This window comes from Mesorhizobium onobrychidis (assembly GCF_024707545.1).
In the GTDB taxonomy this organism is placed as follows: domain Bacteria; phylum Pseudomonadota; class Alphaproteobacteria; order Rhizobiales; family Rhizobiaceae; genus Mesorhizobium; species Mesorhizobium onobrychidis.
Genome location: NZ_CP062229.1, coordinates 6,440,331 through 6,465,649 on the forward strand (window position 1 = coordinate 6,440,331; position 25,319 = coordinate 6,465,649).

Consider the following 25,319-nt stretch of genomic DNA (forward strand, 5'->3'; position numbering starts at 1 on the left):
GTTATGCTCGGATTTGAGGTCACCGGACCCTACGTGAGCGCGTTGCTTATGAGCCTTGGTGCGCTCTGTGTCTTTATTTGGGGCGTGCTTTCAGGCGCCTTCCACGGCGCCGACGAAGCGGCCACCAGATTCTACGAAAGGGAAGCGGAGAATGACAACGCCAAGCACACCAACGCCAAGCACACCGCAGAGTGACGGTCCGTCTCACGGTTCGGACCCCGACCACGAGATGGAGGAGTACGCCGGTGGCACCGTCCAGTCGCGACACGGGTATATCCCGATATGGCTGCTGGTCGTCTACGCGGTTCTTTTCGTCTGGGGTCTCTACTACGCCTACCTTTATTGGGGCGGGGTCGGGCCGGGAAGGATTGGTTAGGGAGCACGGTCGCGCACGCCGACGAGTTGAGAGAAGGAGCAGGAGATGCTCATAGCTAAGATCGTAATGGGTTTGGCGATTCTGAATCTTTTCCTGCTGCTCTCCGCGCTCGCCATGAACGTTGCCCTTGTTTATTTCGGCTGACCAGGAGGAGGCGTATGCTTCCAGATACCGTTTTCTCGTTCGCAAATGCGAGTCCTTACCAAGCGATCGCCTTTATCGGCGGCGCGATAGCCACCGTCGCTTTTTTCGTCTGGGTCGCTTACCTCGTGCGTCACTAGCGGCGCGCGGCGTGAGCCGCCTCGTGAATGAGCGGCGGGTGGGTAGGACAATCTGCCGATGACCTATTATCTGGTGATCTTCGCTGCAGGCTTTGCAGGCAGCTTCCACTGCATCGGTATGTGCGGCGGTTTTGCGTGTGGGCTGGGACGCGATCAGCGCGGGGGAGGCGCAACAGTTGCGCGCCACCTGCTCTACAATACCGGCCGATTGACAACCTACTGCTTCCTCGGCGGGCTCGCGGGCGCGCTCGGTCAAGTCATCTGCACCACGCAAGGTTCGATGGCGACGCCGCTCCTGAACGGCTCCCTCGACATCGCCCAGCGAATTCTCGCGATTGTCGCTGGCCTGCTCATGATTGGCATGGCGTTGCAGTTCTTCGGCCTGCTGCAGGTCTTTCATCGGCTTGCGCTCGGATTCGGCGGCAGCACATTTGCAATGTCCCTGCGCAGTCTGCTCACGGCCCGCAGCAGCGCTGCGCCGCTCGCCTTTGGCGTATTCAACGGCTTCCTGCCATGTCCCCTGGTTTATGCCTTCGCCGCACAGGCGGCGAGCACCGCCGGAGCGGTTCCCGGCTTTCTCGTCATGGCGTCGTTCGGACTGGGAACCTTTCCCGCGATGTTGATGGTGGGCGGCGTCGGCCGGATACTCGGCCCAGCCTGGCGGCGGCGTGGCGTGCGGCTGGCCGGCGGCTTTATTCTTTTGCTCGGTCTCATCACGCTTGGCCGTGGTCTCCTGCCTTCCGACGCGCATATCGGCCATGCCTGGCTGGGAGGACTTCCCGCATGACAGCGCATGGCGATGTCCTCTGTAGCCATTGCTCGCTGCCCGTCGGCCTGCGCCCGATGGAGCGCAGGCTCAACGGTGAGGCTTGCGCGTTCTGCTGCTACGGCTGTTGCATCGCCTTTCAGGTGAAGATTGGCAGACACGAAGAGTGGGAGGCCGCCTGGCTTCTGATCCAACTCGGCGTGGGCGGCTTTCTCTCCATGAATATCATGATGTTCAGCCTCCTCCTCTATTCGGACGCATTCATCGGCGTCGATGCGGGCGTGCTGCCGTGGGTTCACCTTTTGCTCTGGATCTTCGCGACGCCAGCGGTGGTGATGCTCGGCGGGCCCTATCTGCGCGAAATGTGGCTCAATGGCATTCAGGGACGAGTGACGTCGTCGGCACTCATCGTGCTTGGCGTCGCTGCCGCTTATCTCTACTCGGCATTTGCCGTGTTCGAGGGCAGCACGCATGTCTATTTCGACACAGCCGTGATGGTGCTGATGCTATTCACCGTTGGCCGCTATCTCGAGGCTGTTGGCCGCGCCAGGGCGGCGCGCGACCTCGAACCTCTTCTGGCCGCAGAAAGCGAGGGCGCGACCGTGGTCGATGGCGCGGCAGAGATCCGCCGTCCGGTGCGGGAGGTATCGGCCGGCATGCTGGTGCGGGTCCGGCCAGGCGAGCGCATTCCGGTCGACGGCGTGGTTGTCGAGGGCGAATCGAACACCGATGAAGCCGTGATTACCGGAGAAAGCCGGCAAGTGACAAAGGGCGCCGGCTCCAAGGTGATTGCCGGCAGTATCAATATCGACGGCCCGCTCCTGATCCAAAGCAGCGGTGACGGAACTGCAACCCGCTGGGCGCGGATTTGCCGGTCGGTGCGCGAAGCGCTGGGCCGTCGCAGTCCAACCCAGCGCCTTGCCGATCGCGTCGTTGGCGTGTCCGTGCCGCTCGTCCTCGCCCTCGGCGGACTGACGATCGTTTACTGGGCGCAGTCATTGCCTTTCGATCGGGCGTTGCTGATTGGCCTCTCGGTACTGGTGGTTGCCTGTCCTTGTGCCGTCGGCCTCGCTGCGCCGATGGCGACATCACTCGGCATCGGCCGGCTGGCGCGGCACGGCTGCCTCGTCCGCGACCCCGGCGTGCTCGAGACCCTCGCGCGTGTCCGGTTGCTCGCCTTCGACAAGACTGGCACTCTGACGGCGGGCAAAGCACGTCTCGTCGGCGTCGACTGCGAGGAGGTCTGCATCGACGAAGTACTGGCGCGCGCCGCCGGTCTGGAGCGCCTTTCCGAGCATGGTCTGGGGTGGGCCATCGCGGCAGCCGCCGCTCAGCGGGGCATCACGCCACTCGTCACCCGCGATGTCCGGACGGTTCCCGGCCGTGGCATCCGCGGCAGCGCCGAAGGCCGGCCCGTGGCGGCAGGGAACGGCAGATTGATGAATGATCTGGGCTGGCCGCTTCCCCCGTCGTTGACCGAGCGTGCGCGGTCGCTGGAGGCGAGCGGTCATTCGGTGGTCTATGTCGGTTGGGGCGAGCAGGTTCACGCCTTGCTGTCGCTCGATGATTCACCGCTTCCCGAGGCGCAGGCCGCGATCGCGGACCTGCGTGAGCGCGGGCTCGACTCCACGCTGTTGACCGGCGACTTGGCGCAAGCGGCGGAGCGGATCGCGGCTCTGGTCGGGATCAAGGACGTCCAAGCGGGCCTTTCGCCGGAGGCCAAACGGCTGGCCCTGGATCGGCTCCGCCATGACTACGGTTCGGTGGCGATGGTCGGCGATGGACTGAATGACGGGCCGGTCCTGGCCGCCGCAGATGTCGGTATCGCCGTCGGCTCCGCCACCGATCTCGCTCGCGAGACTGCGGCGCTCGTGCTGCCTGCGGACGGATTATGGATGCTGCCCTGGATCGTCGACGTGGCCCGCGCGGTCCGCAGGACCATCTTGACCAACCTTATGTGGGCGTTCGGCTACAACCTCGTCGCCCTGACGTTCGCAGCATTCGGACTTCTGCAGCCAATCCTTGCGGCAGCGGTCATGGCCGGCTCGAGCATCCTCGTGGTGGTGAATTCGCTGCGGCTGGAGCGGCTGCCCGATCCTGTTCCAGCGCTGATCCCGGAGCAACGATCCGGCGCCGAGGTGGAGCGTGCCCGCCATACTGTCGGCGCTTCGGTCATGGCTGGCTCGGCCGTCGAGCGGAGCTGAGCCTCGCCTTCAACCAAACACGTCGCGTGAAGGCGTCGTACCAGCCTTCCGCCGCGCGCCGCCTGGCGGCGGACCCCGGAGCTTTCCTCGGCCTTGCCGTCGACAGCGGCTTCATGGCACGGACAATCGCTCAATCCAGCTATGCAGCGGCTGCCGGCTCTTGCTCGACGCAGATGGTGCGGCTGTCGGCTTCGGAAAGGGGTTCGTCGAGCAGGCCGCAATGGTGCGGCGTCCGGGACGATAGCCGGACGCGGACGCGAAAATGCCAGCATGAGAGACAGGCGCCGAACGCGCGGCCATTGTTGCGGGCGATTGAGTTCCTAAGGGTGCGCCTGAGTCCGTCAAGCAGCTTCGCCACATTGCCGTCGGTTGCCTGCTCGATGTCTGTGGCGACGATGCGCAGGGGATCGCGCGCCAGTGCATGTTCCGCCTTCGGAGTGAGTGCGAACTCGACCGAACGCCCGTCGCGCGCGCTTGGACCCCGCGACACATAGCCCTTGTACTCAAGTGAGGCCAGCGTCCGCGACACCGTGCCCCGCGTCGAAGCAAGATAGTCGGCAAGCGCCGCTGGCGTGCGCGAGAAACGGTTGGCGCGCGCGAGATACCTGAGCGCGTCCCACTGAGCGGGATTGAGCCGCCCGGACTGCTCGCCCGAGCGGGCGAGGCGCTCCAGCCGGTCGATCAGATGGGCGGCTTCGAGAGCCTCTGGCGAAACAGGCATGATTGCTCCTAATCAGTGTTGACCGGCTTGGATTCGCGCTGCAGTAATAGCTAGTAGCAATTATCTCGGCAAGCCCAAGGAGGACATTCCATGACGACCAGTTCCATTCCGGGTTACCGGCTCGGCGATACGACGCTGCCCAAGTCTCCGCTCACGAAAGACGATCTCGCGACGCTCAAGACAACGCTGCTCTTCGGAGACGCGGACGTCGCCGCGCTGCGCCAGGCGCACGGCGTCGTTGAGGATCAAGTCGAAGCCATCCTCGACGTCTGGTACGGGTTCGTCGGCAGCACGCCGCACCTCCTCGCCTATTTCAGCGACGCCAAGACGCATCAGCCGTTGGGCGCCTATCTCGATGCGGTGCGCAAGCGCTTCGGCCAATGGATCCTCGACACCTGCCGGGCTGACTACGACGAGGCATGGCTTGCCTGGCAGGACGAGATCGGCCGCCGCCATCACCGCTCCGGCAAGAACAGGACGGACGGGGTCTCGGCAGCGCCCCATATCCCCATGCGCTACGTGCTCGCACTCGCCGTTCCGATCTCGGTCACCATGAAGCCGTTCCTCGCCAAGAAGGGGCATGCGTCCGCCGAGGTCGAAGCGATGCACGCCGCCTGGAGCAAGGCCGTGTTGCTGCAGGCCATTCTGTGGTCGAGGCCCTATGCGAGGGAGGGAGACTTTTGATGGCGGAACTCCGTCCGGCGCCGGACTGGCAGATCGCCCATTGGCTCAATGCTCCCTCGCCGCTGGCAGAACTTCGCGGCAAGGTTGTGTTCGCGGTGGCGTTCCAGATACTGTGTCCCGGTTTGCGTTAGTCACGGCCTGCCGCAAGCTGTCCGGGCGCGCGACGCGTTCCCCGAGAACGATCTCGCCGTGATCGGCCTGTACACCGTGTTCGAGCATCACGAAGCGCAAGGAACGCGCGCTGCGCTCGCGGCCCTGCATGAGTGTCGCATCACCTTCCCCGTGGGCATCGATGCGCAGGATCCGGGCAGCGAGGGTCCACAGACCATGCGCGCCTATGGCATGCAGGGCACGCCGACAACGCTTCTAATCGACCGGCGCGGATACTTGCACATTCACAAGTTCGACCATCTTGATGACATGCGTCTCGGTGCTGCGATCGCGACACTCATCGGGATACGCTGACACCGAGGCGCGCGGGCGAAGCAAAACCGAATGCCGGATGTGATGACGAGGGATGCCGCATCGCTGGGCAGGCCCACGCATAACCTTACCCTTTCCGACAGGGCCGCGGTACGTCCGTCACGACACGAACAGCGGGACACGTTGCGGCGCGGGTTGAGCATGACTCGGTGTGGATTCCATCATCTTGTCCATGGCCCGCCTTGCCCCGTGTCGTCGTGCCTAGACCGCCTCGGCGGTTGGCCTCACTTGGCAACGGTGATCAACCAAACACGTCGTGCGTGAAGGCGTCATACCAGCCTTCCGCCGCGCGCGCAGCCTGCCGGCGGACCTCGGAGCTTTCTTCAACCTTGCTGACGAAGCTGATGACGCTCTTGAGCTTCCCGTCGACGGGTTTGAAGCTGATGGCGTTGCTGAACGCATCGTCGGGGGCGAGATAGGTGTAGCAGGTGTTGAACAAATGCGCCGGGAAACGCGCTGATCCGGTGAGATCGGCCGCGATGGCAAAGGCGCAGGCCTTGGCCTGGCTGTTGGCGCAGAAGGCGGATTTCGGCATATCCCCGCCGATGATCGCGTCGCCGACCAGATGGACACCGGGCTGCAGCGCCGATTCGAAGGTGACCGGATCGACCGGACACCAGCCCGACCGATTGGCGAGCCCTGCCTGCTGCGCCAGGCGTCCGGCCATTTGCGCCGGGATGACATTGGCCACCGCGGCCTTGAATGTTGCTCCCGCGGTGATCACCGACCGGGTCTTCGCGTCGATTGCCGTGACCCCGCCGGTGAACTGGGCCGGCAGCCATTCGATCATTCCCGGATAATGGCGGTTCCAAGCGTCCTGGAACAGGTCCTGCGCGTTGAAGCTGTCTTTCGCATCGAGGATCAGAATTTTGGCCTTGGGTTTGCGGCGCTGGAAATAGGATGCGACGAGCGAAGCGCGCTCGTAGGGGGCGGGCGGGCAGCGAAACGGATTCGGCGGAGCAACGAGCACGAACAGCCCGCCGTCCTCCATGCTTTCCAGTTGCTGGCGCAACAGCCTGGTTTGCTGCCCTGCATTCCAGGCGTGCGGCATGATCTCCATCGCCGCCTCATCATAGCCCTCAAGCGCCCCATCCCTGAATGCGATGCCCGGCGCAACAACGAGACGGTCGTAGCCGAGCGTCGAACCGTTGTTCAGCGTGACGGTCTTCGCCGCCGGGTCAATCGCTTCGGCGGACCCATGAACGACGGTGATGCCGTATTGTCTTGTCAGCGCTTCATAACCATGGGTGAGCTGTTCCAACGGGCGAAGCCCGGCGAGATGGAGATTGCTGAAGAAGCAGGTCGTGTAGACCTGCCGCGGCTCGACCAGGGTCACGTCGATGGTCGTGGCGCTGGCGGCAAGATATTTGGCGACCGTTGCGCCGCCGATGCCGCCGCCGATCACGACGACACGCGCCTTGGCCTGGCCTAGCGCCATCCGCGGACGCAGCGCCGTCAGCAACGCTGCTCCCGTTAAGCAACCGAACTCGCGACGCGTCCAGGATTTCATGGCGGGTTCCTTCCCTGCGCTGCGACATAGCGCGCGACGCTCGCGATCTCCTCGTCGCTGAGCGAGAGCGCGATAGCGTGCATGATGTAACTGGGGCTCTGGCTCGCCCGGTAGGCAAGCATGGCGCTGGTGAGCCTGTCCTCGCCGAGCCCGATGATGGGGGGAATGCCTTTGTCGTGGCCATCGAGGCGATGGCAGGACGCACAGGTCGCGGCGAGTTGAGCGCCTTGATCGGCGCCCGCCGCCGCTTCGGATTGGCTGACGAGCAGGACGAAGCCTGTGGCGATCGCAAATCCCACGACGAGGCGCATGCTGAACGCCCGTCTTTTTCGGAGTTTTGCGGTCACGCTCCCACCCAACTCGTCACACCACAATTTGCGCAGCTGAATTGCGCCGCCACCTCAACCGACCGTGAGCTGGTGCGACAACGCAAAGACGGCACCGCCATCTTCTTCCCAAACGAAATCGAGCCGGCCGCTCTCCGTCGCGCGCAGGGAAAATTCGAAGAACGGATTGGCCGAAATCGCCTCGTGGAGATCGACACTGAACACCACGGTTTCGTTGTAGCGGCAGACAAACTTATTGATGATCTTGCGCGGGATTACATTGCCTTGATCATCATGGCGTAGCCCTGTTTCCATCTGATGGCTGATGATGGTCTTGACCTGAAAAATCTCTCCCTTCGCCGCAGTGTTCGGCACGATCACGCGTGGTGTCGGGGTGGTCACTGTCTCTCTCCGATCTCAGGCACAGCCATCCGTGGCGACACGGACCCACGTCGTGGTCATCAGCAAGACGCCGTCATTCATTTCAGCGACAGCGACGACGTGTTGCGGTTTGGCAAGTCGGATGCGTGTCGACACGCGAGGTAGACTGCGTTGCGGGACGAAATGGAAACTGGCGACTTCGATAAGCGGGTTCCGCGGCGCGAACACGCGCATCTGCCTCACATGGTCGGCCTCGGTCATGGGGCTGTCGATGTCAAGACTCATGGGCACGGTGTAGCCGGTCGGGAAGTCCGCCGGCATAATCAGGCGAAGGCGATCTGATCTCGTGGCCGTCCGTCCGATGAGTTGCTCGACGAGATCCAACGCTTCATCGTTCGCACGCGCGCTCGGCGGCGAGAAGAGCGCGACTCCGGCAAATCCCGCACTCCCGGCGATCAACACATCGCGGCGCGTCAAGCTCATTGTCCCGGCCTCCAAACCCTGCCACCTCTTTAGGCCACTCTAAGAACACATCGGCGGCGGCAGGCGGCGCACTCGGACACATCAGTGCGGCAGCTTCTACCAAATTTAGCACCGACACCCGCTGGGAGCAATCTCGCGGAAGTGCCCATGGACGCCCTTGAAACCAATGCATTCTGTTCAACAACGATATTCAACTTGCACGATGGAGTTTGCGGCGGGCTGAAAACCAATAGAAGCGTTGCACCGACGGCGGCTCGCGTCTGCTCTGTGATCTCGAATTGTACCGGCCGCCCCGTCTTCCTTTGGACAATCACTGCTCGGTCGCGAAACTACGCCGGAAAGCGCAATGTCGCCGACCGTGATGGTGACTAGGTCGCAACCTCGAAGCTTGCTCGATGGCGAGATTGAAGAGGTGCCAGATCCCGTTCCGCGCCGGACATCTGCAGTCGTGTTCTAATGCTCCAAACCTCGCGCGGTTTGAGAGGAGGCTTCTGACCGACGATGTGGCCTCTGTTCCTGTTAGACATGGTCCTTCTCCATGCCACCTTCCGCAGCCGCAGCGCTCAACACGAGCAAGCGAATCTAACAATGGGCTGTGAGAGCGTCGCCGAGGATTTCAGCCTAGTGGGCTCCCGGTCGATCGAAGCCGCGAGCCGGCAATGGGCGCAGTCGCGCCATTTGTCGACTTTTGCCTTGGACACGTCGAAGGTCACGATCAGATCCCGTTCCGACCCTTATGGTCCTAGGCGCGACGAGCAGCTCTGGAGCGCTTCGCCTCGACCGTTGCTGAGCCAGCCCATGAAGCCAGGAGACCACTTCGCAACGAGGCCTTGTGCTCTGACGGGTCGATGGGCTGTAGCGCGTCTTTTGTTCCCATCGCGGCTGAGGAAGCGGGGCGTCAGTCAGGAAATGACCGATAGCATTGACAATGCACCAAACCCTCCTCGCCTTTGGTCCGTTGGACCGATGACGCTGCCGAGATTTCCCCATTTCTCGTCTGCGTTGTCGGTCTCTTTTTTGGCCGGGCGGGCGGCAACTCGTTCGGATTGCCCTTTAGTGGGGGAGCGTCACCTGCACCGATTAAGCGGTTCAGTGCCCTGCGTTCTGGCCCTTAGGAATGTGTCTCGTGCCGAATGCCGTTGTTGAACGGTAAAAAGGGGGCTGTTTGTGGAGGCGTTCAGTATTAGGCGCTGGGGCCATCTGGTCCCGTCATTGCGTGCCATTGCTCGATGTGCGGGCCCGTTTGAGCGCCAAGCGACACACACCATGGCCAGCAACGGTAAGACTGTGATACCATTGCATAAGCTGCGTCGCCGCCGGCAGACTGCCGTTTCCGCGAAGCCGGACAAGCGCAGTGCTCAGTATCGTAAGTCTCAACCCGATGAACAAGTAGCCGCGGATTATGGAACTTGTCGTCGCCCTTGGCCTGATCGCCTTCAAGGTCGCGTTGCTGATTGCGATCCTGCTGCTGCTGCCTTTGCCGCTGACCTGGGTGGAACGCAAGATCGCCGGGCACATCCAGCAGCGGATGGGGCCGATGCGCGTGGGGTGGCACGGGCTGCTGCAGCCGGTGGCGGACGGCATCAAGCTCTTGACCAAAGAGGACCACATCCCGGCCGAAGCCGACCGCTTCCTGTTCAAACTGGCGCCAATCCTGGCGCTCGCCCCGCCCTTTGTGGTGTTCGTCGCGATCCCCTTCGGCGAAAGCATCTCGGTCCTCGGTCACGAGATCACACTCTACGTCTCCAACATGAATGTGGCCCTCCTTTTCGTCTTCGCGGTGATCGGGATCGAGGTCTATGGCGTCATCTTCGGCGGCTGGGCCGCGAACAGCAAATACGCGGTCCTGGGCAGCCTCAGAACCTGCGCGCAGATGATCAGCTACGAGATCCCCATGGGGTTCGCGGTCATCGGCGTGGTCATGCTGGCGCAATCCATGAGCCTGCTCGATATCGTGCGGGCACAGGCCGATGTCTGGAACATCGTCTACCAACCGGTCGGGTTTTTCGTATTCTTCGTCGCCGGGCTGGCCGAAGCGCAGCGCATTCCATTCGACCTGGCGGAGGCGGAAGGCGATCTGGGGGCCGGGTTCCATACCGAATACAGCGGCATCCGCTTTGCGTTCTTCATGGTCAGCGAATACGCCGTCATGCTGCTGGTGTCGGTCCTGTCGGTCATCCTGTTCTTCGGCGGCTGGAACGGCGTGCTGATCCCGTTGCCGCCGCTCCTCTGGTTCGCGCTCAAGGTCGCGTTCTTTCTCTATGTGTTTATGTGGTTCCGCTTCACCTTCCCGCGCTATCGATACGACCAACTGATGGCGATCGGCTGGAAAGTCTTGCTTCCACTGTCACTGGCGAACATAATAGTAACAGGTGTTGCTTTCCTTTGAGGGCCACTCCAAGCGAGGCGGCGATGTCGCGCGCACTGCACATAAGTGGAACATGGATCGGCTGGGCATTCTTCGCCGATCTAGCGGGCGCCTTGGCGCTGACCTTCGGCTACATGTTCTCCCGATCCGTGACCATGCAGTATCCTGACAAGGAAAAATGGTTGCCCTATTCGCGTTACCGCGGGCATCACTTCCTGAAGCGCGACGAGGAGGGCGAAATCAAATGTGTGGCATGCGAACTCTGCGCGCGGATTTGTCCCTGCGACTGCATTGAAGTCGTCCCCTACGAGGACGAGAAGGGCAACCGGCGCCCGGCAAAATTCGAGATCGACATGGCCCGGTGCCTGTTCTGCGGGCTGTGCGAGGACGCTTGCCCGGCGGACGCGATCGCGCTTGGCCAACAGTACGAATTCTCGAGTTTTTCCTCGCGTGACCTGGTGGTCGGACGTGACGATCTGCTCGGCAAACCGGGCAAGGCGACGACCGGCGGCGGTGTGGTCGCGGCGCGCCTGAACACCGAACAGGACGTGCTGGTCGAGACGAGCGAGCCGCAGGGATACAACTGGTGGCGGAATATCCGCCGAACGTGAACGCGCGGCAGCCGTCAAGCCGGAGCACAGGAGGCTCAGATGCTTGTCCGCCAAATCTTGAAGACCAAATCTCCCGAGCTCATCTCGGTCACACCAGATCAGACGGTCGTAGAAGTCCTGCGGCTGTTTCGGGACAACAACATCGGATTCGTGGTCGTCAGCCGTTCGCCCGGGGAATGCCTGGGCACGCTGTCGGAGCGGGACTGCTGCTATGCGGTGGCTGAATACGGAATCGAGGCGCCCACAATGCGGGTCGCCGACATCATGAACCGCAGTGTGGTGACCTGTTCGACACAGGATTTGCTGCCCTTTGTGATGTCGCTCATGACCGACCGACGCACGCGCCATGTGTTGGTCATGGATGGCGACGCTTCTGTCGGCGTGGTGAGCATCGGCGACGTGGTCAAGCACCGGCTCGACGAATTGCTCCGTACCGAGCAAGCGTTGAGCGATTACATTGCCGGGACCCCTTATCACTGAGGATGCAAACCCGGGGGAGCCGATTAGGGTGAACTGCCCGGAAGCTCGGCAATGCCTTGGCCGCGATTTTCAGGGCGCGCCCCGACTCCGGTGGCGAAGGCAGCGTGCGCCTTTTGAACCTCCACCGGACAAGGGTATTCGCCCCGCCGCATAAGGCTGTTGAGACGCAGGTCTCTATAGTTTTCAGGCACGAACACGAGGCCCGGGGGAAAATGCCTGTTGACCTTGAGCTGCGCCCTCAGTTCGCCCTGGGCGGATCGCACGACCACCTGATCGCGATCCGAAAGGCAAAGCTGCGCGGCGTCCCACGCGCTCATCTCAACATATGGGTCATCCGCCACCGTATTCAGGATCTCCGAGCGTTCGGAAAGATATCCATTGTGGAACAGGCAGTTGCCGGTGACCAACATGAGCCGGTCGGCCGCATTCGGGTTAGGCGGAGGGGCGAAGAACTCGCCAGCCGGCGGCGTCGAGTTCGCCGTGGTGAATGCTCCGTCGGCGCCAAGCCCGTCCTGCGTCAGCCCTTGGTAGGCCGGAACCAGCCGGGCGATCTCGCCGAAGATTTCGCCTTGCATCGACGGTTGCAATGCCTGGTTGCGGAGCGCTGCGACGAAGTCGAAGATCGCCAGATTGCCTCGCGCCTCGAAGGCGGGCTCGCGGAACTTGCAGACCTTCTGGGTCCGGCCCTCATTGTTGGTGAATGTGCCGGATTCCTCGCCATAACCCGCCGCGGGCAGGACGACATCGGCCAGGCCCGCCGTATCCGTAAGGAACGTGTCCTGCACGATCAGGAGATCGGCGGCGCCAAGTGCCCGCTTCACGAATCCCCGGTCGGGACAGGCCATCAGGGGGTCGCTTCCGGCGATATAGAAGGCGCCCATCCGCCCCTCGTCACAGAGCTCCAGCATGGCGTCGAGATCCGCGCCCGGTTCAGGCGGAATTTCGGCGCCCCAGGCCCGTATGAGAGTTGCGCGCGCCGCATCGTCGGCGACCGGGCGCAGCCCCGGCAGCGCCGCCGGCAGACCCCCCATGTCCCAGGCGCCCAACTGGTTGGCACGGTCGAACAGGAACTGCATCGCCGGGCCCTTACCGAGTGCGCGGAGAACCTGCAAAAGGTTGTTGAGCTGCTGCAGCGTCACGCGCGCTTCGGGTGATCTCAGGAGGTCGGCGCTGACAAGCACGGTGACGCTCCGACCTTCCAGCAGCGCGGCGGCCAGACGGTCCGGCCCGTCACTGTCGGTGGTCGCTGCTGACCCGCCGGTTGTCGCGCTGATGTCCGCAAGACCATCGCCCGGCAAGGCCTGTCCGGCCGCCGCCAGCAGCCCGGCCACCACCGCGGCAAGGCTCGCCGCCTCGCCGCCCGGCCGAACGCGAACGACCACCCGGGCATCGGCGTCCAGACGGGATGGCCGCGCCGAGAGCATGAGCAACCCGGTCTGCTGCTGCCGCGCGCTGTCTCGCAGCAGGTATTCGGTGACCGGGTTTTCGTCGGTCACGTTGCCCCCGACGACAAGCACGCAGTCGTTGCCGATCACCTCCTCCAGCGGCGCGCGGGTGTAGAAGCCCGCCACCAACGGGCCGAGCGTATCGAAGGGCGTGGACCAGCGCGACGAGCAGTCGATGTTGTTGGTCCGGAATACCGTCCGCATCAGCTTCTGGAACTGATAAAGCACCTCGTTGGGCAGGCGCGGCGAGGCCAGCCCGCCCGCAGCCTTGCTCTCGACGGCCGACAGGCGCCGGCGCAGGTAGTCCCCGGCTTCGTCCCAGGAAACCGGAACCAGTGCGCCGTCACGACGGATCATCGGCCGCTTGATCCGGTCCCGGCTCCCGACGAAGTCAAGGCCGAAGCGCCCCCGAACGCAGAGCGTTTCGCGATTGACGCCATGCTCCCACTTCGAGCGGACCCGCATGAACTCGCCCTTGCGCGCGCCGACGGTGAGCTGGCAGCCGGTGCCGCAATGCGGGCAGACCGTGTCGGTCTCGACCAGATCCCAGGGCCGTGCCTTGTAGCGATAGGGGAAGCTCATCAGCGCGCCGACCGGGCAGACCTCGACGCAATTGCCGCATTGGTCGCAACTCGCGAGACTGCCCTCGAAGCCGGTGACGGCGGTATCCATGCCTTTTTCGATGGTGCCCAAGGCGACCGCGCCGACCACGTCCTCGCACATCCGGACGCAGCGCTGGCACTGGATGCAGCGGTTGACGTTCATGATGATCACGGGGCTGAGACGGATGTCCGCGGAGTGGAACACACGTTTGGCATCGCGGAATCGGCTTTCGCGGGGCCCGTACGCCATCACCTGGTCCTGAAGCTCACATTCGCCGCCCTTGTCACAGATCGGGCAGTCGAGGGGGTGGTTGGCGAGCAGCATGTCGAGCATGGAAGAGCGCGTTTCGTCGATCAGGGGCGTGTTCGTGCGCACCACCATGCCGTCGGTGACCGCGGTGGCGCAGGAAGGCTGCAGCCGCCGTTGCCCCTCGATCTCCACCAGGCACATGCGGCAGGAGGCCAGCGCCGGCAGCCGCTTCAGATAGCAGAAGGTCGGGATTTCGATGCCCAAACGCTCGGCGGCCTGCAGCACCGTAGAGCCTGCCTCCACTTCCAGCGTTTGTTCATCGATCGTGACGCTAACCATGACTTCTTGCGGCCTTCTCCCTGCGCGCTCCTCAGTGAAACGGGCACCTCTGCTCCTCGATATGGGCGACGAATTCATGTTCGAAATGCGCCAATGCCGCCTTGAGCCCCATAGCCGCGCCGTCGCCCAGTGCGCAGAACGAGTTGCCGAAAATGCCCTTGCAGAGCGCCTCCAACTGTTCCAGATCGCCCGGCGCGCCCTGCCCCGCCTCGACCCGGCGCAGCACTTTCACGACCCAATTCAGCCCTTCGCGGCACGGGGTGCACTTGCCGCAGGACTCGTGATGGAAGAACTCGATGATCCGGGTGGCGACCTTGACCATGCAGGTCGAGTCGTCGATCACGATCACCCCGGCCGAGCCGAGCATCGAGCCGGCGGCGGCCAGCGAGTCGAAGTCCATCCCAACGTCCAGCCCGCACTCCGGGATCAGGGGCGCCGAGACCCCGCCGGGAATCACCGCCTTGATCTTGCGCCCCGGTGGCGGCCCGCCGGCGTGGTCCTCGACCAGTTCGCGCAGCGGTATGCCCATTGGCAGCTCGTAAAGGCCCGGTTTCCGCACCTGCCCGCTGAGGCAATAGAGCTTCGGGCCGGGGCTCTTGTCCGGGCCGATGCCGCGGAACCAGTCCGGCCCGCGCGCCAGAATATGCGGCACGCAGGCCAGCGTCTCGACGTTGTTGATCGCGGTCGGGCTGGCGTAGAGCCCTTCGACCGCCGGAAACGGCGGTTTCAGACGCGGCTGCGCCCGCTTGCCTTCGAGCGAGTCGAGCATCGCGGTCTCCTCGCCGCAGATATAGGCGCCGGCGCCGCAATGGATATGCACGACGAAACTGAAATCCGAGCCCAGAATCCGCGTTCCCAGATAACCCTTCGCATGGGCCTCGGCGATCGCCTGCTCCAGCCGCCGTATCGCCAGCACGTATTCCCCGCGGATATAGACATAGGCGGTTTCGGCCCCGATCGCGTAGGCGCTGATCGCCATGCCCTCGATCAGCTGGTGCGGGTCACGCTCCATGATGATCCGGTCCTTGAAGGTGCCCGGCTCGCCCTCATCGGCGTTGCAGCACAGGTATTTCGGCTTACCGGCCCGCTTCGGCACGAAGCTCCATTTCATCCCGGTCGGGAACCCGGCCCCGCCGCGACCGCGCAGGTTTGATTGCTTGACGAGGTCGACGATCTCGTCGGGCGTGTGCTCGCGCAGCGCCTTCGCCAGTGCCTGGTAGCCGCCGCCGGCCTCGTAGGTCGCGAGCAGATGACCATCCGGCACGTCCATGTTCCTGAGAAGGACCGGTTCGAACATGGCGCTACTCTCCCGGCGGTGCTGCGGCGGCGAGATCGGCGGCGCCCGTAGCTTGCCCCGCCGTCGCGCGCAGCCTGTCCATGAGCGCGTCGATCCGCGCGATGTCGAGGTCGCCGTGATAGTCGTCGCCGACCTGCATCACCGGGGCCATCTCGCAAGCGCCGAGGCATTCGACGGTCGAAAGCGTGAACAGCCCGTCCGGGGTCGTGCCGCCCTTCTTGATTCCCAGCACCACCTCAAGATGCCTCAGCAGGTCCTCGGATCCGCGCAACATGCAGGAGACGTTGTCGCAGAGTTGCAGGTGGAACATCCCCACTGGCTCGGTATGGAAGAGGGTGTAAAAGGTTGCCAGCTCGTAAACCCAGATCCGCTCGACACCGAGGATATCGGCGACCTCTTCCAACACCGGGCCGGGCAGATGGCCATGGTCCTTTTGCGCGATCAGAAGCGCGGGCATGATCGCTGAGCGCTGGTCAGGATACCGCGCCGCAGCCGCCTCGATCTTTTCGCGCATGTTCATCGCGTCCAAATCCCCTGCTACTTGTCCACCTCCGCCATCACCGGGTCGAGGCTGCCCAGCACGGCGATCATGTCCGCCAGGTAGCGTGCATTGCTGACCCCGAACAGTGCCTGCAGATTGACGAACGACGGTGCCCGCACTTTCATCCGGAACGGTTTTTGCGACCCGTCGCTGATGATATAAAACCCGAGCTCGCCCTTTGGCGCCTCGATCGCCGAATAGACCTCGCCCTTCGGCACCTTGAAGCCATAGGCCGAGAGGTCGAAATGCTGGATCAGCGCCTCCATCGAGCAGTGCACCCTGTCCTTGTCCACCGGGAAAGCGATGGTCGGCATATCGACCTGGAACGGCCCCTCGGGCATCTGGTCAAGGCATTGCTCGATGATCCGGACGCTCTCGCGCATCTCCTCGACGCGGCATCGCCAGCGCGCGTAGCAATCACCCTCATCGCGGGTAATGACGTTGAAAGCGAGCCGGTCGTAGATCTCGTAAGGCTCGTCGCGGCGGATGTCCCAGTCGACGCCCGAGGCCCGCAGGTTCGGGCCGCTCAGGCCAAGATCGATGCCGTCCTCGGCGGAGATCACGCCGATCCCATGCGTGCGTTTCAGGAACACCCGGTTGTTCTCGACCAGCCGTTCATAGTCGCGAATCCGATTCGGGAAGATGTCGCAGAACTCCCTGATCTTGGGGAAGAACCCGTCGGGCAGATCCTCGCGCACACCGCCGACCCGGCAAAACGAGGTGTGCATCCGCGCCCCGCTGATCATCTCCATCAGGTCCATGATCATTTCGCGTTCGCGCATGGCGTAAAGCAACGCGGTCATGGCGCCCAAGTCCATCGGCAGCGCGCCGGTGATCATGAGATGACCGGAGATCCGCGCCAGTTCGGCCATCAGCACGCGGATATATTGCGCGCGGATCGGCGCTTGGATGCCCAGGAGCTTCTCCACCGCCAGCGCGAAGGCCAGATTGTTCGACGGCGGGCAGAGGTAGTCGAGCCGGTCGGTCAGCGGAAAAATCTGGGTGTAGGTGAAGCTCTCGGCCAGTTTTTCGGTGCCGCGGTGGAGGTAGCCGATATGCGGGTCCACGCGCGCGACATACTCGCCATCCAGCTCAAGGACGAGCCGCAGCACCCCATGCGTGCTGGGATGCTGCGGGCCGAGATTGAGAAGCACCTCCCTGGTGTCGGGCGCGTCGCCTTCGGGCCTGCTCAGTTCCGTGACTTCGGTCATCTCAGCTTCCTGTCGTGGAATGATCTCCCTTACGGTATGTTCCTGGTGGCGAGGTCAGGCTGCGTCGGCGGGGGCCCTTCGGCGCCAAACGGGTTCAGCTTGTCCCTGTAGCCCCGGAGCGGAAAGTCCTTGCGCTGCGGAAAGCCCTCGAAGCCTTCCCACATGTAGATCCGGCGCAGGTCGGGATGGCCCTCGAACCGGATGCCATACATGTCCCAGGCCTCGCGCTCGTGCCAGTTGGCGGTCCGCCAGACCCCCGTCACCGACGGGACCCGCGGCGGATCGCCGAGGCGGCATTTGATCCGAACGCGCCATTTGTTCGGCAGCGAATAGAGGTGGTACACCGCCTCGTAGCGCAGCGTTTCGGGATAATGGTCGACCCCGCAGATGTCGGACAGGAAATCGAACCGCAGCGTCGGATGGCGCTTCAGGAATTGGCAAAGCTCGACGATCATGTCAGGCGGTGAGGCGAAAGCGTGAACCCCATGCGAGAAGCCAAGCTCCTCGACTTCCCCCCCGAAACGTTCCGCGATCAGGGTGCGGATGAGGGACGTCTCCACGCTCATGAGGCTGCAACCCGATCCAGAGGCGTCCCGGCCAGCGCGCGGGACCTCTTGATCTTCTCTTGGAGCAGAAGGATGCCATGCATCAGTGCCTCGGGCCGCGGCGGGCAGCCGGGCACATGCACGTCCACCGGCACGAAAGTCTCCGCCCCCTGCACCACGGCGTAGGTGTTGTAGACCCCGCCCGAGATCGCGCAGGTGCCCATGGCGATGACCCAGCGTGGCTCCGGCATCTGGTCGAAGAGCCGGCGCACGACCGGAGCGAACTTCCGCGTCACCGTGCCGGCGATGATCATCACGTCGGACTGGCGCGGCGAAGGCCGGAACACCACACCGAACCGGTCGAGATCGTAGCGCGCACAACCCGCCGAGATCATCTCGATGGCGCAGCAGGCAATCCCGAAGGTCTCGGGCCAGAGCGCCGACCGCCGGCTCCAGCTGATGACGCTGTCGGCGGTGGTGAACAGCACGCTGTCGCGAATCGTTTCGCCTACTCCTCCCATTCCAGCGCTCCTTTCAGCCAGGCGTAGGCGAAGCCCACGATAAGCAGCAGCATGAAGACAAACATCTCGACATAGCCGACGAGCCCGATCTCCTTCAGCACGACCGCCCAGGGAAACAGGAACATCGCCTCGACGTCGAACACCACCAGCAGGATTGCGAGGATGAAGAACTGCACCCTGAAGCGGCCCCCGGCGGCTTCGCCCGCCGGGTCCATGCCGCATTCATAGGGCATGTTCTTCGCGGGATAGGGATTGGACGGGCGCAGTAGCGAGGAGACAAACAGCGTCGCCACCGCCACCAGAACAATTCCGGCGACCATGACAAGAACCGGCAGGAATTCCACTGCAGTCATGTCGCATTGCCCCGGTCAGCCACCGAGGGCTTTGCTCAGGCCGCCACCAGCCCATTCGGGACCGGTGTGCGGGCGCCTCGGGAAGCGACTTGGGCATTCCTTTCTTGCACTGCCAGAGTATTCCGTCGGCCGGATCATTGCAAATCCAATCGTTCAGCCGCCAAACGCGGAATGTTGGGCAAGCCTCAGAAACCACGCCGGAAATAGGCCGATGCCGATGGTTCCAGCGGCGGTGATGGCGAGCGTGGCGCGGACCGAGAGCGTCAGCGCCGGGTCAAACGCCCCCTCCGGCTCGCGCATGTAGATCACCATAACGATGCGGATGTAAAAGTAAGCGGCGACGGCGCTCAGCAACACTGCGATCAGCGCCAGCATGACGAAACCCCGCTCGACGAGCGCGACCAGTACGTAGAACTTGGCGAAGAACCCGGCCGTCGGCGGAATGCCGGCCAGCGAAAACAGATAGAGCAGCATCAGAAGCGCCAGCCCGGGATGCGACCTAGCGAAACCCGCGTAGTCCTCGATGACCTCGCCCGAGAAATCACCGTTCCGCATCATGATGACGATGCCGAAGATGCCGAGGTTCATGAACGCGTAGATCAACAGGTAGAGCATCACGCTGGCGATCCCGTCCGCACCGCCGGCCACCACGCCAAACAGGGCGAACCCGGCATGGGCGATGCTGGAATAGGCCAAGAGGCGCTTGAAATTGTCCTGCACCAGCGCCACGAAACTGCCGAGCGCCATCGTCACTACCGCAATGACCGCGACGATGATCCAGGCGTCCGAGGCTGCGACCAGTGGGTTGAGGAACACCCGCAGGATCACCGCGAACCCCGCTGCTTTGGGCCCCACCGACATGAAGGCGGTGATCGTCGTCGGCGCGCCTTCATAGACGTCCGGCACCCACATGTGGAACGGCACCGCGCCGACCTTGAATGCCAGCCCCGCGACGATAAAGACCACAGCCAGGAGCAATCCGGGATCGAGCGGATCACCGGTCACCGCCGCAGCCATCCCGTCCAACTGCGTCGTGCCGGTGAGCCCGTAGATCAGCGAAACGCCGTAAAGGAAAATCCCGGTCGAGACCCCGCTAAGGATCACGTATTTCAGCGCCGCTTCGTTCGACCGCCGCTCCTTCCTGAGGAAGCCGGTGAGCACATAGGTCGAGAGCGCCACCAGCTCGAGGCCGACATAGATCGACAGAAGATCGGTTGCCGAGGCCATGATCATCATGCCGGAAAGCGCAAAGAGCAGCAGGACATAGTATTCGCTCAACGCGATCTCCTCGATCTCGGCATATTTTCGCGACAGGAGGAACGTCAGGATGGTCGAAAGGTAGAACACCATCTTGAAGAAGACCGCGAAGCGGTCGGCGATAAACATGCCCGAATAGGCCGGCCGCACCTCGCCCGCCAGTAACAGTGTCGCCAGGGCCGCAACCAGCACGGTTGCAGCGGAAGCCCAGACGAGGAAATACCCCTGTCCCTTTGGCACAAGCTGTCCCAGAATCAGCAAGATGCAGGCCCCAGTGACCACCACGATCTCGGGCAGGCTCGCTAGGATCGACTGGAAAAGCGTGGCAGCGGTCATTGGCCGCCCCCGTTAGAATGCACCTGCGTGAGCAGATGCCTCACCGAAGGCCCGATGATGTTGAGAAAAGGTTTCGGATAGAGCCCGACCCAGAGCACGAAGACCGCCAGCGGCAGGATCGCCACCAGTTCGCGGGCGTTTACGTCGCGAATCTTGAACCGCACGCCGACGCTGGCCGGACCAAGCGCGACTTTCCTGTACATGCCAAGCAGATAGGCCGCGCCCAGCAAAGCCCCAAGAACGGCGGCGGCGCCGACAGCCAGGTTGGCTGCGAACGCGCCCGACAGCACGAGCAACTCGCCCACAAACGAATTCGTTCCCGGCAGCGCCATCGACGACAGGGCGAACAGCGCAAGAAACGTCGTATAGACCGGCGCTGCCTTCATCAGCCCGCCATAATCCGCGATGCTGCGGGTATGGGTCCGCTCGTAGATAAGGCCCACGAACAGGAACAACGCGCCCGTCGTTACGCCATGATTGAACATTTGCAGGATGCCGCCCTCGAGCCCGCGGAGGTTCAACGTGAAAATACCCAGCGTCACGAAACCCATGTGGCTGATGCTGGAATAGGCCACCAGCTTCTTGAGGTCGTCCTGCGCCAGCGCGAGTAACCCGCCATAGACGATTGCGAGCGCCGAAAGCGAAAGCATTAGCGTCGAATAATACAGCGACGCCTCCGGCAGCATCGGCAGCGAGAACCGCAGGAAGCCGTAGGCGCCCATCTTCAGGAGAACGCCGGCGAGGATGATGCTACCCGCCGTCGGCGCCTGCACATGGGCGTCCGGCAGCCAGGTATGGACCGGGACCATCGGCACCTTGACCGCAAACGCGATCAGGAAGGCGAAGAACAGCCAGGACTGGACCCGGAACGGCAAATCCTGCGCCATCAGGGCGCGGATGTCGAAGGTTTCGCCGCCGTGGAAATAGAGCACGATGACACCGATCAGGAACAGAAGGCTGCCCGCCAGCGTGTAGAGGAAGAATTTGAACGCCGCATAGACCCGGCCGTCGCCGCCCCATACGCCGATGATCACGTACATCGGGATCAGCATCGCCTCCCAGAAGACGTAGAACAGGAACAGGTCGAGCGCGCAGAAAACCCCCAGCATCAGCGCCTGCATGGCCAGCAGGCTGACCATGAACTCCTTCACCTTGCGGTCGATCGCGACCCAAGAGGCGAGCACGCAGATCCAGCCCAATAGCGCGGTCAGGAACACAAAGAGCGCGCTGATTCCGTCGATGCCAAGCGCGTAAGTGATCCCGAGCGCGGGCACCCAGGGGCGCGTCTCGGTGAACTGCATCTCGTGGGTAGTGGTGTCAAAGCCGGCCAGCATCGCGATGCAGAGAGCGAAGTCGAGGACGGTGACGCCCAGCGCCGTCCATCGCACCTGATCGTCGTTGCGGAGAAGCATCAGAACCGCTGCCCCGGCGGCGGGTATGAATACGATGAGGCTAAGCAGCGGGAACGCCATCGCACCCCTACCGCCACACCACGGCGAAGACGGCGATGGCTGCGATCACACCGACGATCATGGCCAGCGCGTAATGGGTCACGACGCCGGTCTGCATCTGTCGCAGCGCGCCGCCACCGCGCAGGATCGAGCGGGCGACGCCGTTGACGACCGCGTCCACACCGTTGAGATCGATCCGCAGTCCGGCCCGTGCGGTTCCGTGCAGGAAGGGCAGCACCGCGGTCTCGGAGATGTCGCTCACCGCCTTCTCGTAACGCGCCAGCGGTTTTTCGGCGAGCCACATGAAGTGCCGCGCGCCTTTGCGGTAGAACCAGTCGGTGTCGATGCTGATCGTGTTCTCGGGGTCGAGCGCCCTGAGGAACAGCACGAAGCCCAATGCGGTGAACATCAGTATGCCGAGGCTCTCGGTGATATGGACGCCGGTGTAGGGTTCGAAGTCGACCGGATGGGGCAGCAGCGCGTAAAGTGGCTGGGGGAACACCCCGATCGCGATGCACAGCACCGCAGCCATTCCCATCGCAACCAGCATGTTGCGGGGCGGTTCCCGCGCCTCCAGTTTCCGGTCCGTGCCGAAGAACATGTAATACGGGAGCTTGAGCCCAGTGTGCAGGAAGGTCCCCGACGACGCCATCGTCAGCGCCAGCACCACCAGCGCTCGGTGATCCTGCCCGGCGGCGGCCACCACCATCGATTTGGTCACGAAGCCCGAGAAGAACGGAAATGCCGAGATTGCGAAGGCGCCGACCATGTAGAGCGCCACGGTCAGCGGCATGGTCCTGTAGAGCCCGCCGAGCTCGGTGAGCTTGCGCCGCCCGGTGACGTAGATCACCGCCCCCGCACCCATGAACAGGAGCGCCTTGTAGAGGATATGCGCGAAGGCATGGCTGGAAGCCCCGTTCACTGCCATCTCGGTCCCGATGCCGACGCCCGCCACCATGTAGCCCACCTGGCTGACGATGTGATAGGCCAGGAGCCGCCGGCAGTCGTTCTCCAGCACCGCGTAGATGACGCCGTAAAGCGCCATGATGGTGCCGAGCCAGATCAGAAGTTCGGTCCCCGGAAACGCCCGCGCCAGCACGTAGACGGCGGTCTTGGTGGTGAAGGCGCTCATGAACACCGCCCCGGTGACGGTCGCCTCCGGGTAGGCGTCAGTCAGCCAGGCGTTGAGCGGCGGCACCGCGGCGTTGAGCATGAACCCGGCAAGGATCAGGTAGGCGGCGACGTCCATCCCCCCCTCGATCGGGCCGAAGAGCAAAGAGCCGGTGGCGAGCCCGTGGAGAATGACGCCGCCGAGCAGGGCGACGCCGCCAGTGATATGGACCATGAGGTAGCGGAACGCGGCGCGGATCGCCTGCTCGCCTCCCTGGGCGAAAACCAGATAGGCAGAGGCAAACGCCATGGCTTCCCAGAACAAGAACAGGGTCAGGTAGTCGCCAGCAAACACCACGCCGAGCGCGCTGCCAGCATAGACGAACGCCGCCACATGCTCTCCGGCGCCCGTCAGGTGCAGCGCATAGACCATGCCGATCAGCGCCATGATGGTGAAAACGGTGGCGAAGACGATGCTCAGCTTGTCGACCTTCGCAATCAGGATTTCCTGCCCGATGAACTCCGCCGCACCGTAGCTGCCCGGCTGCACGGTGAGCACGGCGAGGATCGCCAGCGCGGGAATCAGCATCAGATAGGCCTTGCGGATTGATCCTTTCAGGAAAGGGATCGGCAGGGCGCCAAGAATGAACAGCAGGGCGGGATGGACGAAGTCAATCATAATAGTCCTCGCGCCGCATCAACCCGCCCTGATGGCCGAGGAACTTGGAGACGAAGACCAGCAGGACGCAGGACAAGAAGCCATAGACGGCCGACCAGCCCGGCAAGCGGTCCCACAGGTATTCGGCGTGTTCGCGGGGGACCAGAAAATCGGCGATGACGATCAGAACGAGCGCCAGATAAAACAGCCGGCGGCGTTGCTCCGCGTATCTCGCCTCACCAAAGAAATCGACGACACGCCTGATCATCTGACCACTCCTTCCGCCAGGGTGAGAAAATAGCCGGGGAAAATACCCATCGACACCGACAGGATCGCGGTCGCGACCAGCGGGATCGTCACCATCGGAATTTCACGGACCGTCGCCGGACTTTCCTGTGTCTCCGTCCCGAAAAAAGCGACATAGCTGACCGGCAGGAAGTAGGCGGCGTTCAGGACCGAGCTCACCAAGAGCACGACCAGGAACGCAATCTCCCCCGCCTCCACCGAGCCCAGCGCCAGATACCACTTGCTGACGAAGCCCGCGGTCGGCGGCACCCCGATCATGCTGAGCGAGGCCACGAAGAACGCGCCCATCGTCCAGGGCAGCCTGCGGCCGATGCCGGCCATGTCGCTGATGTTCCGCTTGCCGGACGCGCAATAGATCGACCCGGCGCAGAAAAAGAGCGTGATCTTGGAGAACGCATGCGCCGCAATGTGGATGATCCCGCCGACCATCGCGACCGGCGACAGCAGGACCGCGCCCAGCACGATGTAGGAGAGCTGGCTGACCGTCGAATAGGCGAGCCGCGCCTTCAGGTCGTCCCGCGTCAGGGCGTAGATGGACGCCATCAGGATGGTGAACGAGACCAGATAGGCCGTTGCGATGCCGAGCCCCAGCCCGTCCACCAGCCCCGTGCCGAAGACATGGAACACCACCCGCAGCACGCAGAACACGCCCATCTTGACCACGGCCACCGCATGCAAGAGTGCGCTGACCGGTGTCGGCGCGACCATCGCGGCAGGCAGCCAGGCGTGCATCGGCATCACCGCGGCCTTGGCGAAGCCGAACAGATAGCAGAAGTAGACCACGGTCAGCAGCGCCGGCGAGGCATCGACCCCGGCCAGCAGCCCGCCTGGCACGAAGTCGAGCGACCCCGCCAGATGGTAGGTCAGCGCCAGCGCGGCGAGAAGCACGCTTTTCGACGCCCCCATCAAATAGACGAGGTACTTGCGGCTACCCGTCCATCCCTCTTCGTCCTCGTGGTGATAGACGAGCGGATAGGTAACGAGGCTGAGCACCTCGTAGAAGATCACCAGCGTGAACAGATTGGCGGCGAAGGCGCCCCCGACGGCCGCCGCGAGACTGGCGGCGAAGCAGGCGAAGAACCGGGTCTGCGCGTGCTCGTTCAAGTGGCGCATGTAGCCGATGGAATAGATCGCCGCCACGATCCACAAGAGCGACGAGACGGTGGCAAACACCATGCCGAGCGCATCGACCCGGAAAGCGAAGTCGATCCCCGGCAGAATCTCGAACAGGCGCAAATCGAACGTGCCGCCGGCCAGCACCGTGGGTGCCATCGAGGCGACAATTGCGAACATGGCGATCGCGGCCAAGGGCGAGACGAGATCGCGGAGTTTCTCGCGGTTGTTCAGAACGAGAACTGCAAGGGCCGCCAGTCCTGCGACGGCGACGGCAAGCAGCGGCCGGATCGATATCACCGGGTCCAAG

The 25,319-nt window shown here is 63.4% G+C and carries 27 protein-coding genes and 1 pseudogene; 10 read left to right on the forward strand and 18 right to left on the reverse strand.

The window, feature by feature from the left end; genetic code table 11:
* Positions 1-3 precede the first annotated feature (3 nt).
* From IHQ72_RS31815 to IHQ72_RS31830, 4 genes are all read left to right on the forward strand, one after another.
* Positions 4-195, forward strand: a complete 192-nt coding sequence (locus IHQ72_RS31815; protein WP_258119648.1) for a hypothetical protein — start codon at positions 4-6, stop codon at positions 193-195.
* The gene (locus IHQ72_RS31820; RefSeq protein ID WP_258119649.1) at positions 152-376 is read left to right on the forward strand and encodes a hypothetical protein; all 225 of its coding nucleotides are present in this window, start codon (positions 152-154) and stop codon (positions 374-376) included. Before IHQ72_RS31815 ends, IHQ72_RS31820 begins: the two co-directional genes overlap by 44 nt.
* A gap of 339 nt (positions 377-715) precedes the next feature.
* Positions 716-1,444 carry a sulfite exporter TauE/SafE family protein gene (locus tag IHQ72_RS31825; RefSeq protein WP_258119654.1) on the forward strand — a complete coding sequence of 243 codons (729 nt, stop codon included), beginning with the start codon at positions 716-718 and terminating at the stop codon, positions 1,442-1,444.
* A gap of 56 nt (positions 1,445-1,500) precedes the next feature.
* Positions 1,501-3,627, forward strand: coding sequence for a heavy metal translocating P-type ATPase (locus tag IHQ72_RS31830; protein WP_309508978.1), 2,127 nt, complete (start codon positions 1,501-1,503; stop codon positions 3,625-3,627).
* Between the two features lie 139 nt (positions 3,628-3,766).
* Here the strand turns inward: IHQ72_RS31830 and IHQ72_RS31835 are convergent, their stop codons facing one another.
* Positions 3,767-4,348: a MarR family winged helix-turn-helix transcriptional regulator gene (locus IHQ72_RS31835; RefSeq protein WP_077376548.1), complete on the reverse strand. Its 582-nt coding sequence runs from the start codon at positions 4,346-4,348 to the stop codon at positions 3,767-3,769.
* Between the two features lie 90 nt (positions 4,349-4,438).
* Here IHQ72_RS31835 and IHQ72_RS31840 point away from each other — a divergent pair, with 90 nt between their 5' ends.
* Genes IHQ72_RS31840 through IHQ72_RS36965 form a run of 3 tightly spaced genes read left to right on the forward strand, consistent with a single transcriptional unit; the run spans position 4,439 to position 5,497 of the window.
* Positions 4,439-5,032 carry a protoglobin domain-containing protein gene (locus tag IHQ72_RS31840; RefSeq protein ID WP_077376545.1) on the forward strand — a complete coding sequence of 198 codons (594 nt, stop codon included), beginning with the start codon at positions 4,439-4,441 and terminating at the stop codon, positions 5,030-5,032.
* Positions 5,032-5,163, forward strand: a complete 132-nt coding sequence (locus tag IHQ72_RS36960; protein ID WP_309508714.1) for a hypothetical protein — start codon at positions 5,032-5,034, stop codon at positions 5,161-5,163. The genes IHQ72_RS31840 and IHQ72_RS36960 overlap by 1 nt, the downstream gene beginning before the upstream one ends.
* A gap of 58 nt (positions 5,164-5,221) precedes the next feature.
* Positions 5,222-5,497 (forward strand): TlpA family protein disulfide reductase, encoded by a 276-nt coding sequence (locus IHQ72_RS36965; RefSeq protein ID WP_309508715.1) that lies wholly within the window; start codon positions 5,222-5,224, stop codon positions 5,495-5,497.
* Between the two features lie 259 nt (positions 5,498-5,756).
* Here IHQ72_RS36965 and IHQ72_RS31850 read toward each other — a convergent pair whose 3' ends face one another.
* From IHQ72_RS31850 to IHQ72_RS36970, 5 genes and pseudogenes are all read right to left on the reverse strand, one after another.
* The gene (locus IHQ72_RS31850) at positions 5,757-7,025 is read right to left on the reverse strand and encodes an NAD(P)/FAD-dependent oxidoreductase (protein WP_258119663.1); all 1,269 of its coding nucleotides are present in this window, start codon (positions 7,023-7,025) and stop codon (positions 5,757-5,759) included.
* Positions 7,022-7,336, reverse strand: coding sequence for a c-type cytochrome (locus IHQ72_RS31855; protein WP_258119664.1), 315 nt, complete (start codon positions 7,334-7,336; stop codon positions 7,022-7,024). Before IHQ72_RS31855 ends, IHQ72_RS31850 begins: the two co-directional genes overlap by 4 nt.
* A gap of 90 nt (positions 7,337-7,426) precedes the next feature.
* Positions 7,427-7,753, reverse strand: coding sequence for a thiosulfate oxidation carrier complex protein SoxZ (gene soxZ, locus IHQ72_RS31860; RefSeq protein WP_258119666.1), 327 nt, complete (start codon positions 7,751-7,753; stop codon positions 7,427-7,429).
* Positions 7,754-7,768: 15 nt separating this feature from the next.
* On the reverse strand, positions 7,769-8,215 hold the full coding sequence (locus IHQ72_RS31865) for a thiosulfate oxidation carrier protein SoxY (RefSeq protein ID WP_258119667.1): 447 nt from the start codon (positions 8,213-8,215) through the stop codon (positions 7,769-7,771).
* A 233-nt stretch (positions 8,216-8,448) separates the two neighbouring features.
* Positions 8,449-8,742: pseudogene (locus tag IHQ72_RS36970) on the reverse strand (site-specific integrase); the annotation flags it as partial.
* A gap of 875 nt (positions 8,743-9,617) precedes the next feature.
* Between IHQ72_RS36970 and nuoH the strand changes: the two are divergent.
* Genes nuoH through IHQ72_RS31880 form a run of 3 tightly spaced genes read left to right on the forward strand, consistent with a single transcriptional unit; the run spans position 9,618 to position 11,674 of the window.
* The gene (gene nuoH, locus IHQ72_RS31870; RefSeq protein ID WP_023800393.1) at positions 9,618-10,604 is read left to right on the forward strand and encodes an NADH-quinone oxidoreductase subunit NuoH; all 987 of its coding nucleotides are present in this window, start codon (positions 9,618-9,620) and stop codon (positions 10,602-10,604) included.
* Between the two features lie 23 nt (positions 10,605-10,627).
* Complete coding sequence (locus tag IHQ72_RS31875; protein WP_258119677.1) at positions 10,628-11,194, forward strand: NADH-quinone oxidoreductase subunit I; 567 nt, start codon at positions 10,628-10,630, stop codon at positions 11,192-11,194.
* A 39-nt stretch (positions 11,195-11,233) separates the two neighbouring features.
* Positions 11,234-11,674 carry a CBS domain-containing protein gene (locus IHQ72_RS31880; protein ID WP_023800391.1) on the forward strand — a complete coding sequence of 147 codons (441 nt, stop codon included), beginning with the start codon at positions 11,234-11,236 and terminating at the stop codon, positions 11,672-11,674.
* Between the two features lie 23 nt (positions 11,675-11,697).
* Here IHQ72_RS31880 and nuoG read toward each other — a convergent pair whose 3' ends face one another.
* From nuoG to IHQ72_RS31940, 12 genes are all read right to left on the reverse strand, one after another.
* Positions 11,698-14,310, reverse strand: coding sequence for an NADH-quinone oxidoreductase subunit NuoG (nuoG, locus tag IHQ72_RS31885; protein ID WP_258119679.1), 2,613 nt, complete (start codon positions 14,308-14,310; stop codon positions 11,698-11,700).
* 31 nt (positions 14,311-14,341) lie between these two features.
* Positions 14,342-15,607 carry an NADH-quinone oxidoreductase subunit NuoF gene (gene nuoF / locus IHQ72_RS31890; RefSeq protein ID WP_258119680.1) on the reverse strand — a complete coding sequence of 422 codons (1,266 nt, stop codon included), beginning with the start codon at positions 15,605-15,607 and terminating at the stop codon, positions 14,342-14,344.
* Between the two features lie 4 nt (positions 15,608-15,611).
* A complete protein-coding gene (gene nuoE, locus IHQ72_RS31895) occupies positions 15,612-16,127 on the reverse strand; it encodes an NADH-quinone oxidoreductase subunit NuoE (protein WP_258119682.1) in 516 nt (171 codons plus the stop codon).
* Positions 16,128-16,144: 17 nt separating this feature from the next.
* The gene (nuoD, locus tag IHQ72_RS31900; protein WP_258119683.1) at positions 16,145-17,359 is read right to left on the reverse strand and encodes an NADH dehydrogenase (quinone) subunit D; all 1,215 of its coding nucleotides are present in this window, start codon (positions 17,357-17,359) and stop codon (positions 16,145-16,147) included.
* A gap of 29 nt (positions 17,360-17,388) precedes the next feature.
* A complete protein-coding gene (locus IHQ72_RS31905) occupies positions 17,389-17,925 on the reverse strand; it encodes an NADH-quinone oxidoreductase subunit C (RefSeq protein WP_258119684.1) in 537 nt (178 codons plus the stop codon).
* Positions 17,922-18,425, reverse strand: coding sequence for a NuoB/complex I 20 kDa subunit family protein (locus IHQ72_RS31910; RefSeq protein WP_027152448.1), 504 nt, complete (start codon positions 18,423-18,425; stop codon positions 17,922-17,924). The genes IHQ72_RS31905 and IHQ72_RS31910 overlap by 4 nt, the downstream gene beginning before the upstream one ends.
* Complete coding sequence (locus tag IHQ72_RS31915) at positions 18,413-18,778, reverse strand: NADH-quinone oxidoreductase subunit A (protein ID WP_258119686.1); 366 nt, start codon at positions 18,776-18,778, stop codon at positions 18,413-18,415. Before IHQ72_RS31915 ends, IHQ72_RS31910 begins: the two co-directional genes overlap by 13 nt.
* Before the next feature lie 153 nt (positions 18,779-18,931).
* On the reverse strand, positions 18,932-20,371 hold the full coding sequence (locus IHQ72_RS31920) for an NADH-quinone oxidoreductase subunit N (RefSeq protein WP_258119687.1): 1,440 nt from the start codon (positions 20,369-20,371) through the stop codon (positions 18,932-18,934).
* A complete protein-coding gene (locus tag IHQ72_RS31925; RefSeq protein ID WP_258119688.1) occupies positions 20,368-21,843 on the reverse strand; it encodes an NADH-quinone oxidoreductase subunit M in 1,476 nt (491 codons plus the stop codon). Before IHQ72_RS31925 ends, IHQ72_RS31920 begins: the two co-directional genes overlap by 4 nt.
* A gap of 7 nt (positions 21,844-21,850) precedes the next feature.
* Complete coding sequence (locus tag IHQ72_RS31930; RefSeq protein WP_258119690.1) at positions 21,851-23,611, reverse strand: Na(+)/H(+) antiporter subunit D; 1,761 nt, start codon at positions 23,609-23,611, stop codon at positions 21,851-21,853.
* Positions 23,604-23,858: a hypothetical protein gene (locus IHQ72_RS31935; protein ID WP_258119691.1), complete on the reverse strand. Its 255-nt coding sequence runs from the start codon at positions 23,856-23,858 to the stop codon at positions 23,604-23,606. The genes IHQ72_RS31930 and IHQ72_RS31935 overlap by 8 nt, the downstream gene beginning before the upstream one ends.
* Entirely contained in the window at positions 23,855-25,318 is a 1,464-nt protein-coding gene (locus tag IHQ72_RS31940; RefSeq protein WP_258119693.1) for a monovalent cation/H+ antiporter subunit D family protein, read from the reverse strand. The genes IHQ72_RS31935 and IHQ72_RS31940 overlap by 4 nt, the downstream gene beginning before the upstream one ends.
* Position 25,319: the final 1 nt, after the last annotated feature.